The 15,963-nt window shown below is 62.9% G+C and carries 11 protein-coding genes; 3 read left to right on the plus strand and 8 right to left on the minus strand.

The window, feature by feature from the left end; all coding sequences use genetic code 11:
• Positions 1–39: 39 nt before the first annotated feature.
• The 6 genes from CK501_RS02385 to kdpF form a co-directional block, all read right to left on the minus strand.
• Positions 40–714 (minus strand): response regulator, encoded by a 675-nt coding sequence (locus tag CK501_RS02385; RefSeq protein ID WP_456297999.1) that lies wholly within the window; start codon positions 712–714, stop codon positions 40–42.
• 41 nt (positions 715–755) lie between these two features.
• Complete coding sequence (locus CK501_RS02390; protein WP_095616117.1) at positions 756–3,434, minus strand: sensor histidine kinase; 2,679 nt, start codon at positions 3,432–3,434, stop codon at positions 756–758.
• A complete protein-coding gene (gene kdpC, locus CK501_RS02395) occupies positions 3,431–4,036 on the minus strand; it encodes a potassium-transporting ATPase subunit KdpC (protein WP_095616118.1) in 606 nt (201 codons plus the stop codon). The genes CK501_RS02390 and kdpC overlap by 4 nt, the downstream gene beginning before the upstream one ends.
• 12 nt (positions 4,037–4,048) lie before the next feature.
• On the minus strand, positions 4,049–6,046 hold the full coding sequence (kdpB, locus tag CK501_RS02400; protein ID WP_233128828.1) for a potassium-transporting ATPase subunit KdpB: 1,998 nt from the start codon (positions 6,044–6,046) through the stop codon (positions 4,049–4,051).
• A gap of 37 nt (positions 6,047–6,083) precedes the next feature.
• Complete coding sequence (gene kdpA / locus CK501_RS02405; RefSeq protein WP_095616120.1) at positions 6,084–7,796, minus strand: potassium-transporting ATPase subunit KdpA; 1,713 nt, start codon at positions 7,794–7,796, stop codon at positions 6,084–6,086.
• Between the two features lie 79 nt (positions 7,797–7,875).
• The gene (gene kdpF, locus CK501_RS17190; protein WP_095616121.1) at positions 7,876–7,956 is read right to left on the minus strand and encodes a K(+)-transporting ATPase subunit F; all 81 of its coding nucleotides are present in this window, start codon (positions 7,954–7,956) and stop codon (positions 7,876–7,878) included.
• A gap of 274 nt (positions 7,957–8,230) precedes the next feature.
• On the opposite strand from kdpF, the gene CK501_RS02415 reads away from it, so the two are divergent.
• Positions 8,231–10,123: a sensor domain-containing diguanylate cyclase gene (locus CK501_RS02415; protein ID WP_095616122.1), complete on the plus strand. Its 1,893-nt coding sequence runs from the start codon at positions 8,231–8,233 to the stop codon at positions 10,121–10,123.
• Here CK501_RS02415 and CK501_RS02420 read toward each other — a convergent pair.
• Positions 10,087–11,892 (minus strand): ABCB family ABC transporter ATP-binding protein/permease, encoded by a 1,806-nt coding sequence (locus CK501_RS02420; protein WP_095616123.1) that lies wholly within the window; start codon positions 11,890–11,892, stop codon positions 10,087–10,089. The two genes, CK501_RS02415 and CK501_RS02420, sit on opposite strands and share 37 nt — an antisense overlap.
• Positions 11,893–11,904: 12 nt before the next feature.
• Complete coding sequence (locus CK501_RS02425; RefSeq protein WP_095616124.1) at positions 11,905–12,801, minus strand: lysophospholipid acyltransferase family protein; 897 nt, start codon at positions 12,799–12,801, stop codon at positions 11,905–11,907.
• Between the two features lie 115 nt (positions 12,802–12,916).
• On the opposite strand from CK501_RS02425, the gene glyQ reads away from it, so the two are divergent.
• A complete protein-coding gene (gene glyQ / locus CK501_RS02430; protein WP_095616590.1) occupies positions 12,917–13,873 on the plus strand; it encodes a glycine--tRNA ligase subunit alpha in 957 nt (318 codons plus the stop codon).
• Between the two features lie 2 nt (positions 13,874–13,875).
• Positions 13,876–15,957 carry a glycine--tRNA ligase subunit beta gene (glyS, locus tag CK501_RS02435; protein ID WP_095616125.1) on the plus strand — a complete coding sequence of 694 codons (2,082 nt, stop codon included), beginning with the start codon at positions 13,876–13,878 and terminating at the stop codon, positions 15,955–15,957.
• Positions 15,958–15,963: the final 6 nt, after the last annotated feature.

Genomic DNA, 15,963 nt, shown 5'->3' on the forward strand with positions numbered 1-15,963 from the left:
AATGTGACGACCATTGAGAACTACGCTGGAAATACCTAATTACGGATTCCCTGAAAATCGGTAACCAACACCCGGCTCAGTCTCTATGTAATGCTGCTCGGTGGGATCATCTCCAAGTTTCTGCCGGAGTTTTCCGATAAGAACGCGCAGATAGTGCGTATCTTGAGTATGAGTAGGACCCCATACCTCCTTCAGAAGCTGTGGTTGCGTTACAATGCGCCCGGCTTCCTTCATCAGAACCTGAAGCACAGCAAATTCCTTGGGTGTCAGTCGCACCTGGTCTCCCTGCCGGTAGATCCGTCTATTGCTCAGATCAATACTCAGGACACCATCATCAAAAATCGCCCAAGCGTTGGATCCAGTCGTCTGATTGTCCTGGATCCTGAGCTGGCTGCGCACCCGCGCCAGAAGCTCTTCGATGCCGAATGGTTTAGTGACATAGTCGTTCGCCCCAAGGTCAAGCGCTTTAACCTTTTCCTGTTCCCGATCCCGGACTGAAAGAACGATGACGGGCACCGATGACCATTCCCTCAGTGACCGGAGCACCTCTGTTCCGTCACAGTCAGACAGCCCAAGGTCCAGGATGACCAGGTCTAGGGGCTTGCGTGCGCAGTGCGCCAGACCAGCCTCGCCCGTGGGCGCTTCATGGACCTCATAGCCCTCGGTCTTGAGGCTGATCTGCAGAAAGTGGCGGATCTGGGGTTCATCATCCACGACCAGTATCCGGGCGAGAGCCGGTGCGGTATCTTTATCAGTCATTCAGCTTCTTCCTGAACCTCCTGATCCTCAGAGGGTGCCAGTGACGGCAGTGTGATCTCGATGGTCGTGCCACGGCCCTCGGGGCCCTCCAGCGCCTGGATACGTCCCCCATGGGCCCCCACCATCCCCTGGCAGATGGCAAGGCCCAGGCCGCCGCCATGGGAGCCGCGATCCCCGTCGCCGCCGGTGAAGAACATGTCGAACACCTGGTCCCGGTGTTCCTCGGGAATACCCGGGCCTTCATCGGTGATCGAGATAACCAGTTCATTCTCACGGTTTTCCACCTCAATATGCAGGGTTGAGTCCCGTGGAGCAAACCGCGCCGCGTTCTCAAGCACATTGACCAGGGCCTGCTCGATGAGCGCAGGGTGCACCCACAACAGCGGCAGGTTTTCCGGGATATCCCGCTGGATATGGACGTGAGTCAGCAGTTCCCGGGTCCGACGCAACGCAGAGGCCAGGATATCGGTGAATGCAATCCGGTCGCGTTCGATCTTGAGGGTACCGTGCCCGAGCTTGGCCATGTCGAGCAGGTTGCGGATGTAGCGATCCAGCCGCCGCCCTTCGCCCAGGATGGAATCCAGAAGGCTTTCCTTGTCCTCGTTGCTGAGCTTCTCGAACATGGATCGAAGCGTGCTGGCGGAGCCGATCATGGACGCCAGGGGCGTGCGCAGGTCGTGGGAGATGGAAGACAGCAGCGCCGAACGCAGGCGCTCGGTCTCTTCCGCGACCCGGGATGCGGAGAGGCTCGCGGCAAGCTCCGTCCGGGAGCAGGCGAGCGCCAGCTGATGAATATACGCATCGATTGCAAGGCTGCGGTAGTAGTCGGCCGGCTTGTTGTCCACATGGAGGCCCAGAACCGAATGGATCCGGCCGTCCACTTCAATCGGTTCAAACCGCCAGTCCAGGCTGCTCAGGGTATCGCTGTAGGCGCCACTGGGCTTGCCGTTGCTCAGCGCCCATTCGACCGCACTGTAGGCCCTGGGCTTGAGTTCAGCGCTGGGACCGCCACGGGCCACGATTTCAAGCTCCGAGGTGGCCGCATCGCGCTTGAGCAGCACAACAGGCAGTTTGGTGTTGGTATAGAGCGTATCCACGGCCTCGTTCTGCACCGAGGCAATATCGGGCGCGGCCGCGAGCCGGCGGGTATACTGGAGCAGCGCATCCGTCTGGTCATTGGAGGCCCGCAACATCTGGATCTGCTGATGGAGGCGCGCCGCAAGATTGCCACCGATAACCGCGATCACCTGGAAGAACACAACCGTCAGGATCTGGTCCGTCTCGGTCATGTTGAAGGTAAGCCGGGGCTCGGTGAAAAAGAAGTTGTACGTAAAGAAACTCAGAAGCGCGGTGAACAGCGCCGGCCTTATGCCCGTTCGGGCGGCCACCCAGAGCACGGCGGTGAGAAAGACCAGGGACAGGTTGGCCAGTGTCAGCACATGCTGGAGCAGCATGGAGATGGCTGTGGCGGCACCAACGCTTGCCGGGGCCCAGAGGTAGTCGGCCCTGCGGGTGGTCCGGTCCCGGCTGAGGCGTGTGCCCCGGCGGTGGCGGCGCGGCACCGATATGAAATGGATGTCAAAGGCTTCAGCGGTCTTCAGCAGCTTGCGGCTGGTCGAGCGCCGGAAATGCCACCAGCGGTTGTGTGAACGCCCCAGGACGAGCGTCGTGACGTTCTGTTCCCGGGCATGGGCAATGAGTTCCTCGGCAACGTCATGGCCACGGAGGGTCTTGGTGTCAGCCCCAAGGCGTGATGCCAGGGCGAAAACCCGCTCGAGCCGTTCCGCATCCTGCGAGTCCATGCGGCCGTTATCGACGGCCACCACCGTCCATGGCGCCTTGTAGCGTTCCGCGAGCCGGCGCCCGGCCCGCACCAGCGCCTCGCCCTGACCGCTGGCATCCACGGCGACGAGCAACCGGGCACGGATATGCCAGGGGCCCTCGATGCCCTTCGACTGCATATTCTCACGAACGTCCGTGTCCAGGCGCTCGGCAATGGTCTGGACCGCGAGTTCACGAAGCGCGGCCAGATTGGACGGACTGAAATAGTTTTCCAGGGCGGCCCTGGCCTGTTCCGGAACATAGACCTTGCCCTGCTGCAACCGGTCGATCAGCTCCGAGGGAGCGAGGTCCACAAGAACAATATCCCGGGCCCTCTCCAGCAGGGCATCCGGAACCGTCTCGCGCATGCGCACCCCGGTAATCCGGGCAACCACGTCCGTCAGGCTTTCCAGGTGCTGGATATTGATCGCGGTCCAGACCCCGATGCCCTGGTCCAGCAACTCCTCGATATCCTGGTACCGGCGAGGGTGCCTTGTGCCCGGGATATTGCGGTGCGCCAGCTCGTCCACCAGCAGGATCTCCGGGCGGCGTTGCAGGGCCGCGTCCAGATCAAACTCCTGGAACTGTCGCCCGGAATACTCAATGGTCTGGGTCGGGAGCTGTTCAAGTCCCTCGCACAGGGCCTGGGTCTCCGGACGGCCGTGGGTTTCGGCCACGCCTACTACCACATCCACGCCCTGGCGCTTGAGTTCATGGGCCGCCTGGAGCATCTGGTAGGTCTTGCCGACGCCGGGCGCGGCGCCGAGGAACACCTTCAGGCCGCCGGGCTGTTCACGGTTCTGGGCTTTCAGAAGCGCGTCCGGGTTCGGGCGTTGCTCGGCGCCATTACTCATTTCCGCCAGTCCTTACCATCCAGTGCCAGGTTGATTTTGAGCACATTGACCCTGGGTTGACCAAAGATCCCCCACGTTGGCCCCTGGACCTGCCGCTCAATGAGGGCCTCGACCTGGTTCACTGGCATATCCCGGGCCTGCGCAATGCGCGGCGCCTGGATCCGTGCCGCTTCCGGTGAAATGTGCGGGTCAATGCCGGAACCGGAGGCAGCGATCAGGTCCACCGGAATACGATCCGAACCAATGCCTTCGTGCTCCTGAATTGCCTGTGAGTCCTCCTTGGCCCTGGCCCGAAGGTCCGGATTGCTGGGCGCCCAGTTGGAGCCACCCACCGCCGTGGGGTCATACCCGGCCGCGGAGGGCCGACCATGGAAGTATTCCGGAGCAGAGAAAGGTTGTCCAACAAGTTCCGAACCAACGGGCTGGCCATCAGCCGTGATCAGGCTTCCCGTGGACTCGTGGGGAAACAGCAGCCCCCCGACTCCGGTGATCAGCAATGGGTACAGGCCGCCGCAGAGCAGAACAAAGACCACTGCCGCCCTGAGGGCGGACAGCCAGCTTGCCGAGGTGACGGCTTGATCATCTGCGTTGTGGGTTGTCATGGATCAGCTCCTTTAGATGAAGACGGTGATGATGAGATCCAGCACCTTGATGGTGGGGAAAGGCAGAAGCAGTCCACCAAGGCCGAAGATCAGCAGATTGCGTATGAGCAGTTGCTCGGCACTGGCCGGCTTGAACCGGACGCCGCGAAGCGCGAACGGAATCAGGGCCGGAATGACCAGGGCGTTGAACACGGTGGCCGCCAGCACGGCATTCATGGGGCTGGAAAGATCCAGTATGTTGAGCGCGCCCAGCGCCGGCGTGCTGGCCAGGAACAGCGCCGGGAGAATGGCAAAGTACTTGGCCACGTCGTTCGCCAGCGAAAAGGTGGTCAGCGAGCCCCGGGTGATCAGCAGCTGCTTGCCGATCTCAACCACGTCGATGAGCTTCCCGGGATCCGAATCCAGATCCACCATGTTGCTGGCCTCACGCGCGGCCTGGGTCCCGGAGTTCATGGCGAGCCCGAGATCCGCCTGCGCCAGTGCCGGTGCATCGTTGGTGCCGTCACCCATCATGGCCACCAGTCGCCCTTCCTGCTGCTGTTCCTCGCGGATGAACTTGAGTTTCTGCTCGGGGGTGGCTTCGGCGAGGAAATCATCGACACCGGCCTCGGCCGCGATCGCCGCCGCCGTGGTCGGGTTGTCACCGGTGATCATGACCGTCTTCACGCCCATTTCCCGCAGCCGGGCAAAGCGTTCCCGGATACCGCCCTTGATGACATCGGACAGAGCGATGACGCCCAGCACCCGGCCGCCCTCGGCGACGACGAGTGGTGTTGCCCCCTTCTGGGCGACCCGCTCGGCCAACCGGTCCGCTTCATCCGGGTAATGGCCACCCTTTTCGACCACGAAATTCCGGATGGCATCGGTCGCGCCCTTGCGAAGCTGGCGGCCATCGGGAAAATCAATGCCGGACATCCGGGTGGTTGCCGAGAACTCGACGAACCGTACGTCCTCACCGGCCTTGGCCGTGGAGCCCTGGTCCCCGGCCAGCGTGACCACGGACTTGCCCTCCGGCGTGGGGTCGGCAAGGGATGTCAGCAGCGCGGCATCGCGCAATTCCTCGGCCGCCACCCCCGGGGTGGTCTCAAAGGCGGTCGCACGCCGGTCGCCCAGGGTGATGGTGCCGGTCTTGTCCAGAAGGAGCGTATCCACGGAGCCGGCCACCTCAACCGCCTTGCCCGACTTGGCGATGACATTGGCCCGCATGGCGCGGTCCATCCCCGCAATCCCGATGGCGGGCAGCAACCCGCCGATGGTGGTGGGGATCAGGCACACCAGCAGCGCCACCAGGACCGAGTAGGACGGGTCGATGCCCACGAACCCGGAGGTCGGCACCAGTGAGACCACCACGATGAGGAACACCAGCGTCATGGCCGCGAGCAGCACGGACAGGGCCAGCTCGTTGGGGGTCTTCTGGCGCTTGGCGCCCTCGACCAGTGCGATCATCCGGTCCAGCAGGGAGTTGCCGGGGTCAACCGTGATCTCAACGACGATCTCGTCGGAAAGTACCTTGGTGCCGGCGCTCACGCCGCTGTTGTCGGTTCCGGCCTCGCGCAGCACCGGCGCGGACTCGCCCGTGACGGCGGATTCGTTGATGGTGGACGCCCCCTCGACGATCTCGCCATCGCCCGGGATCAGCTCATCCGGCCTGACCCGGACCCGGTCCCCCTTGCGGAGATCGCCCGCGGCGATGGACTCTTCGCCCTTATCAGTAACCTTTCGGGCCTGAAGGTTTTCCCGGGTGGCCCTCAATGCGCCGGCCTGGGCCTTGCCCCTGGCCTCGGCGATGGATTCCGCCCCGTTCGCGAACAGGACAGTGACCAGCAGAATCCCGGCAATGGCCAGGTCCATGCCAAAGGGCACGCCCTGGGTCATGTGCGCGCCGGCCAGAAGGGCCGTGACCACGGTTCCCACGGCCACGACGAACATCACGGGGTTACGGGCAAGCGAGCGCGGCGACAGCCGGCTCAGGGACTGGATCAGGATCTCGCCCATTTTGATGGATTGCATGGTGGTATCTGGTTTCCTGGACATGATGAACCTCCGGTCAGTGAATGGTTGCCATGGCTTCAGCAATCGGGCCGAGAATCAGGACCGGCATGAAGCTCAGCAGGGTGAACATCACGATGACGGCAAGCGTCATCAGCCCGAAGGTGCCCGTGTCCAGGCTCAGGCTGCCCCGTCCCTCGGGGGCCGTACGCTTGGAGGCGAGCGAGGCGGCAATGGCCAGGGGCGCGAGCATGGGGATGAAACGGCCCAAGATCAGGTTGACCGCGCAGGTAATGTTCCACCAGATGCTGTTGTCGTTCAGCCCCTCAAAACCCGACCCATTGTTGGCAAAGGCCGAGGTGTATTCGTAGATCACCTGGCTGATCCCGTGGTAGCCCGGGTTGGAGTTACCCGTCAGGCCCGGGAAGGCCAGGGTGACCGCACTGAACCCCAGAATCAGCAGCGGCTGGAGCAGCAGCGCAATGCACACCAGCTTGATCTCGCGCGTTTCAAGCGGCTTGCCGGCGATCTCCGGCGCCCGGCCGATCATCAGCGACCCCAGGAAGGCGGCCAGCAGCAGGAACAGGAGGAAGCCGATCAGCCCGACACCAACGCCGCCAAAGATCACGTTGATGAACATATCCATGATGGGAACCATGCCGCCGATCGGGTTGAAGCTGTCGTGCATGCCGTTGACCGAGCCATTCGAGGTCTGTGTGGTCCAGCTTCCCCACAACGCCGTGGCCGTTGCCCCGAATCGCACTTCCTTACCCTCCAGGTTGGGGCCTTCCGCGGCCAGCGAGGAAAAAGCGGCGTTAGGCATGTTTTCCTGCCAGATGGCGACAGACGCCAGCCCGACGGACATGACCACCATGACACCCATGACCACCTGGGCAAGCCGCCGCCTGCCGGTGAAAAACCCAAGCGCGAAGACCAGGGCCGCCGGGATCAGCACGATGGACACGGTTTCGACGAGGTTGGACAGCGGTGTCGGGTTCTCAAGCGGAACGGCGGAGTTCGCCCCGTACCAGCCGCCCCCGTTAGTACCAAGCTGCTTGATGGCGACCATGGGTGCTACAGGTCCCACGGGAATTTCCTGTTGTTCCATGGCGACGTTCGAGTCCAGGGGCTGGACCGTCTGAGCCCCTTCGTAGGTGCTGGGCACGCCCTGGGATGCAAGCAAAAGGGCAGCCACGGCGGCCAGGGGCAGCATGACCCGGACAATCGCGCGGGTAAGGTCCTGGTAGAAATTGCCCACGGACACCCGCGCCTCCGGGCTTCCGCCGGTACGGGCATCACGGCCGCCGAAGATGGTTCGGAGGATGGCGAAGAGTGTGGCCATACCCGCTGCCGGGGTCACGACCTGGAGGGTCACAATACCGAAGGTATGCGCCAGGTAGGACAGCGACGCCTGGCCGGAATAATGCTGCTGATTGGTGTTGGTCAGGAAGGAAACAGCCGTATGCAGCGACAGGTCCCAGCTCATCCCGCCAATACCATCCGGGTTGAGAAACAGCAGCCCCTGGGCCATCAGGAGCCCGAAAATCAGCAGGCCCAGCATCAGGTGGAACTTCAGCAGGGCCCGGCCATACCCCTGCCAGGTCATGGGCTGGCCCGGGTCTATGCCACAGAGGCTGTAGAGGCCGTTTTCCACGGGGAGGAAGACCCGCCCGCCCATACCGGTTTCGCCGGAATAGACACCGGCGATGTAGCGCCCCAGCGGCCAGGCAAGCAGTAGCGTCAGCGCGTAGATAATGATGACCTCGTTCATAGCCGGTCCTCCAGGTCAATGAACCAGAAGCAGAGGGCAAAAAGCCCGACGATGATGGCGATTCCAAGCAGTGCCATGGTCAGAACCTCTCGGGCTGAAGAAGTGCCGCCACCAGATAGATCCCGATGGCCAGTGACGTGACGAGAAGCAAGGCAGACATAGTCGCGCCCTCCTTTGGTGAATGATGCTTAATGATCGCGACGGAGGGCGTAAAAATTCGATGACCAAAAGCGGCATGGGGCGTAAAGATTCCGTAAAGGATGTCACAGCCCGATGGCGGGTTTTAGATGCTTATCTGCGCGAATACGGTGTTTTTCGGCTACCATTTTGGATAGCGGCTTTTTGTGTGGGTTTTTGTGTAAGCACTGGAATTCCAGAACATTAACCCAATTCTCTCTTCCTCTTCATGGGAACTCCAGACTAGATTGCAGAACATGGAACGGATTGTCGGAACCTGGTTTCCGGTCGTCATGTTAATGCTCATGATGCTGGGCAGCGGCCAGGCAGGAGCACTTGAACTCGTCGAGGTCGATGATGAAAGGGAACTGGACCTCAGCGCTGACATGCGGTGGGTGGCCGACCCCAACTCTGAACTGAGCGCGCAATCGCTGTTACAGGCGCCTGGGGAGCCGGACTGGCAGACCACCAACGGCCGGATCCTCAACCTCGGGCTGGAGAGCGCCCCCGTATGGATGGGCGTCTGGCTCAAAAGCAGTTCGGAAATCGACCGCTATCTCCAGATAGGTTATCCACCACTGGATGATGTCCGGATCCAGCTTCTGCGGGCCATTGACGGTGAAACCGTCACCGAGGTCCACACCGGGGATACCCTGCCATTCTCATCCCGACCGATCGCGCATCACGATTTCGTGAGCCGGCTGACACTGGCTCCGGACACCCGCTACCTGCTGCTGATCCGCATCCAGACCGAAGGGGCCCTGCAGGCCCCGGTACGTCTGTGGGAGCCGGAGGCCTTCCTCAGGGATACCCAGGTGTCCTCGGCACTGCACATGATGTTCTTCGGCATCATGGGCGCGCTCGCCATCTACAATCTGCTGCTGTACTTCGCGGTACGGGATGGCGCCTATCTCTGGTACGTCCTCTATCTGCTGGCCTTCGTTCTGTCACAGGCGGCGCTGCGGGGCTTCGGTTTCCAGTACCTGTGGCCCGGCGCGCCCTGGTTCAACGGCATCAGCCTGACGGTGCTTCTCTCACTCAGCCTTGCCGCCGTGGGGTTCTTTACCCATCAGTTCCTCAATGCCCCCAGGCACAGCCGCCTGTGGTCCATCATCTTCCGGGCCATCGGCTGGTCGGGTATTGCCCTGGCCATCATCAGCGTGCTCGTGCCCTATCACATCGCCATTGCTCTGATGCTCGGGGTCGTCAGCAGCGAGGCGGTACTGGCGCTGGTGGGTGCCTGCTATCTGTGGTGGCGCGGTGAAGTGCTGGCCCGCTTCTACGTCATTGCCTGGGGCATCTTCCTGTTTGCCAACATCGCCTATACCGTCAGCAAGACCGGCGTGATTCCCACCAATATGCTGGTGGACCATGGCACCCAGATCGGCGCCGTCATCCAGATGCTGCTGCTGTCCTTTGCTCTGGCCTGGCGCATCAACCAGGAACGCGAACAGCGCCAGCAGGCCCAGGCCGAGGCGCTGCGGGTGCAGCAGGACGCCAACCTCAAGCTGGAAGCACGGGTGGAGGAACGCACCGAGGAGCTCCGCCACGCCTATGATCAGCTCAAGCAGCTGAGCGAGCTGGATGGCCTCACGCAGCTCAAGAACCGACCCTACTTTGACCAGGCCCTGGAGCGCGAATGGCGGCGCAGCTGCCGTGAGACCCATACCATGTCCCTTCTGATGCTGGACATTGATCATTTCAAGGCGGTTAACGACGACTACGGCCACCTCTGCGGTGATGACGCGCTGCGCCGGATTGCAGCGATCTGCGAAGAGGGAGTGGGACGGGTCGCCGATACCGTCGCGCGCTACGGGGGCGAGGAATTCGTGATCCTGCTGCCCATGACCGATCTCGGGGGCGCGACCCTGCTGGCCGAACGCATACGCGAGGCCGCGGCATCCGTGGAATTTGAATGGGAGGGCAACCCCATTGCGCTGAGCGTTTCCATTGGGCTGGCGTGCTGTATACCGGACTGCCAGCGGGACCATGAGTGGTTGATCCGTACCGCTGACGAAGCCCTCTATCAGGCCAAGACGCGCGGCCGTAACCGCACGGTTGTGGCCCGACAGAACGCTGATGGCGGTATCGACATGCTCACCCCCGAATCCCTTCAGGCATCCGCCGATGGCTCATCGCCCAGCGCCTGACGTTCCCATAGCCGGGCGTAACGACCGCCCAGGGCAAGCAGCTGTTCATGGGTGCCGCGTTCAACAATACAGCCGGCATCCATGACAAGGATGCTGTCCGCGTCATTCACCGTGGACAGGCGATGGGCAATGGCAAGCGTGGTCCGGTTGCTGGCGACCTCGTCCAACGCCTCCAGGATATGCTGCTCCGCCACCGAGTCCAGTGACGACGTGGCTTCGTCGAGCACCAGTATGGGCGGATCCTTGAGGATGACACGGGCGATGGCCACGCGCTGCTTCTCACCCCCGGAAAGCTTCAGGCCCCGTTCACCGACCCGCGTTTCCAGCCCCTCGGGAAGGCGTGCCACGAAGTCCTCCAGATGGGCCATGCGCAGCGCCCGCTGCAGGTCCTCCTCACTGGCATCGGGCCGTCCGTAGAGGATGTTGCGGCGCAGACTGTCGTTGAACATCACGGTGTCCTGGGGCACCACGCCGATGGCCTCGCGCAGGCTCTGCTGGGTGACCTCGCGGATATCCTGACCATCGACTGTAATGGCGCCTTCCTGCACATCGAAGAAGCGGAACAACAACCTTGCCAGGGTCGACTTGCCGGCGCCGCTGGCGCCCACCACCGCCACCCGGGAGCCGGCCGGCACCTCAAAGGAGACATCCTGCAGGATCCGCTGGTCCGGGCGATAGCCGAACTCAACATGGCGGAATTCGATCCGGCCCCCGGTGACCGCCAGTGGTTTCGCGTCCGGCGTATCCACCACTGTTGGTGGCTGTTCCAGCAACCCGAAAAGGCGCTCCACGTTGACCAGTGCCTGCCGGATCTCGCGGTAGACAAAGCCCAGGGCGTTCAGGGGAATGAACAGCTGCAGCAGGTAGGCGTTGATCATGGTGAAATCGCCCAGGGTAATGTCCCCAGCCGCCACATCCGTTACCGCCATGGCCATGACCGCAATGAGCCCGATGCCGATGATCAGGGCCTGACCGGCATTCAGCGTCGCCAGTGAAAGGCGGTTGTTGAGCCGGGCCTGTTCCCACTCGGCCAGGTTGGCATCGTAGCGCTCGGCCTCAAAGTCCTCGTTGCTGAAGTACTTGACCGTCTCGTAGTTCAGCAGGCTGTCCACCGCACGACTGTTGGACTCGTTGTCCTTGGCGTTCGCCTCGCGCACGAACCGTGTCCGCCACTCGGTGACCCGGATCGAGAACACCACGTAGATCACGACGGCCACCAGGACGGTCAGCATGTAGCCGGGATCAAAAGCGAACAACAGGATGCCGCAGACCATCACCAGTTCCAGGATAGTGGGCACGATGTTGAACAGCGTGAAGCGCAGCAGGAAGCTGATGCCATTGGTGCCGCGCTCGATATCCCGGGCGAGACCCCCGGTACGGCGGTCCAGGTGAAATCCCAGCTCCAGCCGGTGCAGATGACGGAAGACCTGCAGCGAAACACGACGCATGGCCCGCTCTGCGACGCGCGCGAAGACCGCGTCGCGCACCTCGTTGAACAGGGTGCCGCTGAAGCGCAGCAACCCGTAGGCGACCACCAGGAGAACCGGAATCCAGAGGACCATGTCGCCGCTGTCTTTCGCGTCCAGATGGTCGACGATGTATTTCAGTGCCACAGGCGTGGCCACCGTCGCCAGCTTGGCGACGATCAGGCAGGCAGCCGCGATGCCAACGCGGCCCCGGAATTCCTTCAGGTAGGGCCAGAGGCTGGCGATCACCCGCCAGTCCGGGCGGTAATCGCCCGGGTAGTCGTTATCCGCGTAGGCGCGCACTCAATGGCTCCGTCAGAGGTCTCTGTAGGGGTTGGGCTTGCCGGATGGCTGCTTGCGGAAGCGTTTGTACTCCCACTGGTACTGTTCCGGAATCCGCCGGACAACGGATTCCACGCTGGCGTTGAGGGCGGCCACCGAGGTCTCCGTGTCCTCCGCGTAGAGCCGTGGATCCGCCTCGTCCGCAACCAGGCGGAACCCGCGGGCGCCAGGCAGCCGTTCGCAATAGGTGACCACAGCCCGGGCGCCGGTTTTCTGAACCAGGCGGGAAACCAGCTTCATGGTCAGAACATCGATACCGAAGAAGGGCGCGTAGGTGCCGCCACTGGCATCCGGAACCTGGTCCGGCAGTATCCCCACAACACCGCCTTCGCGCAGGATGCTGAACAGCCGCAGCACCCCCTTGCGGTCCGCCCGGACCAGCTCCGACCCACCACGACCCCGCACCTTCGACATGTAGTCTTCCATCTCAGCCATCTTGGGCGGGCTGTAGAGCGCGGCCATGGAAAAGCGGGTGGAGTAGTAGAGCCCCAGCAGTTCCCAGTTGCCGAGATGGGGCACGATCAGCACCACGCCGCGGCCCTCGGCCCGTGCCTCGTCCAGAAGATGCTGGCCCTCGAATTCACGGATCAGGCCGAGGCAGCGCGGGACTGGGCTTTCCCACATGATGGGGATTTCCGCGATCAGCTTGCCGGTCTCCCGCAGGCTGTCGCGGGCCAGGGTACGGCGCTCGGCTTCCGGCATGTCCGGATAGGCCAGGGTGAGACTGCGCTCGGTTACCTTGCGGGTACGATCGCGCGCGGCCCATAGACAGAGGCCAACAACACGGCCCAGCGACTGGGCGAGCGCCAGCGGCAGGTGACCGATGAGCCAGAGCAGGGCGCGCAGGCCCCTGATGCGCAGGGTTTTCATGGAAATTTGAACGACTCCCGGGCCGGGGTTTCCTAAGAACCGGAGGCGGAGCGTATAATACGCGCCTTTGGTAGAACGGGAAACCGATCCCCTCAATCCCCAGCAGGTGGACGCCGTGAGCGAACAGGCACAACCCGATGTAACAACCTTCCAGGGGCTGATCCTGGCCTTCCAGCAGTTCTGGGCCGAGCGCGGCTGCATCATCCAGCAGCCGCTGGACATGGAAGTGGGCGCGGGGACTTTCCATCCCGCCACCTTCCTGCGCAGTATCGGGCCGGAAAACTGGCATGCCGCCTATGTCCAACCCAGCCGCCGCCCCACGGACGGCCGCTACGGTGAGAACCCCAACCGGCTGCAGCACTATTACCAGTTCCAGGTGGTGCTCAAGCCCTCGCCGGACGACATCCAGGAACAGTACCTGGACTCGTTGCGGGTCCTGGGCCTGGACCCACTGGTGCACGACATCCGTTTTGTGGAAGACAACTGGGAGTCGCCAACCCTGGGGGCCTGGGGCCTGGGCTGGGAGGTCTGGCTCAACGGCATGGAGATCACCCAGTTCACCTATTTCCAGCAGGTGGGCGGTATTGAATGCTACCCCGTGACCGGTGAAATCACCTACGGCCTGGAACGCATCGCCATGTACCTGCAGGAGGTGGACAGCGTCTATGACCTGGTCTGGACGCGGACACCGGCCGGCGAAGTAACCTATGGCGACGTCTACCACCAGAACGAGGTCGAGCAGTCCCACTACAACTTCGAGCAGGCGGATGTCGAGTTCATGTTCCACGCCTTTGGGGTGCATGAGCGTGAGGCCCAGCGCCTTGTGGATTCGGGCCTGCCCCTGCCCGCCTATGAACAGGTGCTGAAGGCCTCCCATACCTTCAACATGCTGGATGCCCGGCACGCCATCTCGGTCACCGAGCGCCAGCGCTACATCCTGAGGGTACGCACCCTTGCCCGGGCCGTGGCCCGGGCCTACTACGACCGGCGCCGGGATCTCGGCTTCCCCATGGCGGATGAAGCCATCCGGCGCGAACTGCTCGCCGACGACGACACCCAGAAGGAGGCATGATCATGGCCACACCGGATTTCCTGGTTGAAGTCGGCACGGAAGAATTACCGCCCAAGGCGCTGAAGACACTTTCGGAATCCTTCGGCGAGGGCCTGCGCAGTGCGCTGGTGGACGCGGGCATTGAGCACGGTGAGATCGAGACCTTCGCCACACCCCGGCGACTGGCCGTACGCGTGAACAAGCTTGCGGACGCCCAGCCGGACACCCCCTTCGAGAAGAAAGGGCCGGCCGTGAAGGCTGCGTTTGACGATCAGGGCAACCCCACGCGCGCCCTGGAAGGCTTTGCTCGCAACCTGGGCATCCAGCCGGACGAGCTGGATACCATGGAAACCGAGAAGGGCGCCTGGCTGGTCTACCGCGGCGTGGAAAAAGGTCGCCCCACGGCCGAACTCCTTCCCGGCATGGTGGAACAGGCTCTCAACGGCCTGCCCATTCCCAAGCGCATGCGCTGGGGGGCCCGCCGGGAAGAGTTTGTCCGCCCGGTGCACTGGCTGATCATGCTCTACGGCAGCAAGGAGGTACCCTGTACCATCCTGGGCTGTGAGGCGGGTCACGCCACACAGGGTCACCGCTTCCATCACCCGGGTGAGCTCATCATCTCCACGCCCGCGGATTACGAACTGGTGCTGCGCCAGCACGGCTGGGTGGAACCGGATTTCGCGACACGCCGGGAGACGATCCGTAACGGGGTGACCCGTGTGGCGGAAGAACAGGCTAAAGGTAGCGCGGTCATCAATCCGGACCTTCTGGACGAGGTCACCGCGCTGTGTGAATGGCCGGTGCCGCTTCTGGGCCGTTTTGAGGAGCGATTCCTCGACGTACCGCCGGAAGCCCTGGTGTCCTCCATGGAGGAACACCAGAAGTACTTCCATGTGGTGGATGCCAACAACACCATGATGCCGTACTTCATCACGGTGGCCAATATCGCGAGCCACGACCCCTCAGCGGTGGTCGCGGGCAACGAAAAGGTCATCCGGCCCCGACTGGCGGACGCCGCCTTCTTCTACGATACCGACCGGAAAACCCCGCTCATCGACCGGCTCGACGATCTCAAGCCCATTGTCTTCCAGCAGGATCTGGGCAGCCTGCACGACAAGACACTCCGGATTGCCTCCCTGGCCGGGCGTATTGCCGAGGGCATTGGCGCGGATCCGGACAAGGCAGGGCGTGCCGGTACCCTGAGCAAGACCGATCTGCTGACCGAGATGGTCCAGGAGTTCGATGACCTCCAGGGTGTCATGGGCGAGTATTACGCACGTCATGATGGTGAGGACGAATCGGTCGCAAGGGCATTGAGCGAACAGTACCTGCCGGGCTTTGCCGGGGACCGTGTTCCACAGACCGACATCGGCGCCTGCGTTGCGCTCGCGGACAGGCTTGATTCATTGGTGGGCCTGTTCGGGATCAACCAGCCCCCCAGCGGCACACGTGACCCCTACGCACTGCGCCGGGCGGCACTGGGCGTGATCCGCATCCTGGTGGAACGCGAACTGACCCTGGATCTCGAAGAGCTGGCCGGCTGGGCTGCCGGGGAGTTCAACAGCCTTACCGTGGACGATCCGGTCCAGCCGGTCGTGGACTATATTCTTGAGCGCTTCCGGGCCAGCTTCGAGGATCAGGGCGTTCCGGCGGAGGTTTTCCTGGCGGTTCAGGCGCGCCGGCCCACCCAGCCCCTGGACTTCCATCGCCGGGTTCTGGCGGTGAACAACTTCGTCGCCCTGCCGGAAGCTCAGGCCCTGGCAGCCGCCAACAAGCGGGTCTCCAATATCCTTGAGAAACAGGGCGGTACCCAGGCCGGCAGTGTGGATCCCGAACGCTTCCAGGAAGAGGCGGAACGGGCACTCTATGAAGCGCTCCAGTCCCAGGAGGGACAGGTCGAACCACTGTTCGCCCGCGGCGACTATGATGCCGGCCTCCAGTCCCTGGCGCAACTGCGCGAGGTGGTGGACCGGTTCTTCAACGACGTCATGGTCATGGCGGAGGACGAGAGCCTGAAAGCCAACCGGCTGGCACTGCTGGAACGGCTCCGCCAGCTGTTCCTCAGGGTCGCGGATATCTCACTGCTGCAGACCGGCAGTGAGTAGGGAACG

The sequence above is a fragment of the Halovibrio salipaludis genome (genome assembly GCF_002286965.1).
In the GTDB taxonomy this organism is placed as follows: Bacteria; Pseudomonadota; Gammaproteobacteria; order Pseudomonadales; family Oleiphilaceae; genus Halospina; species Halospina salipaludis.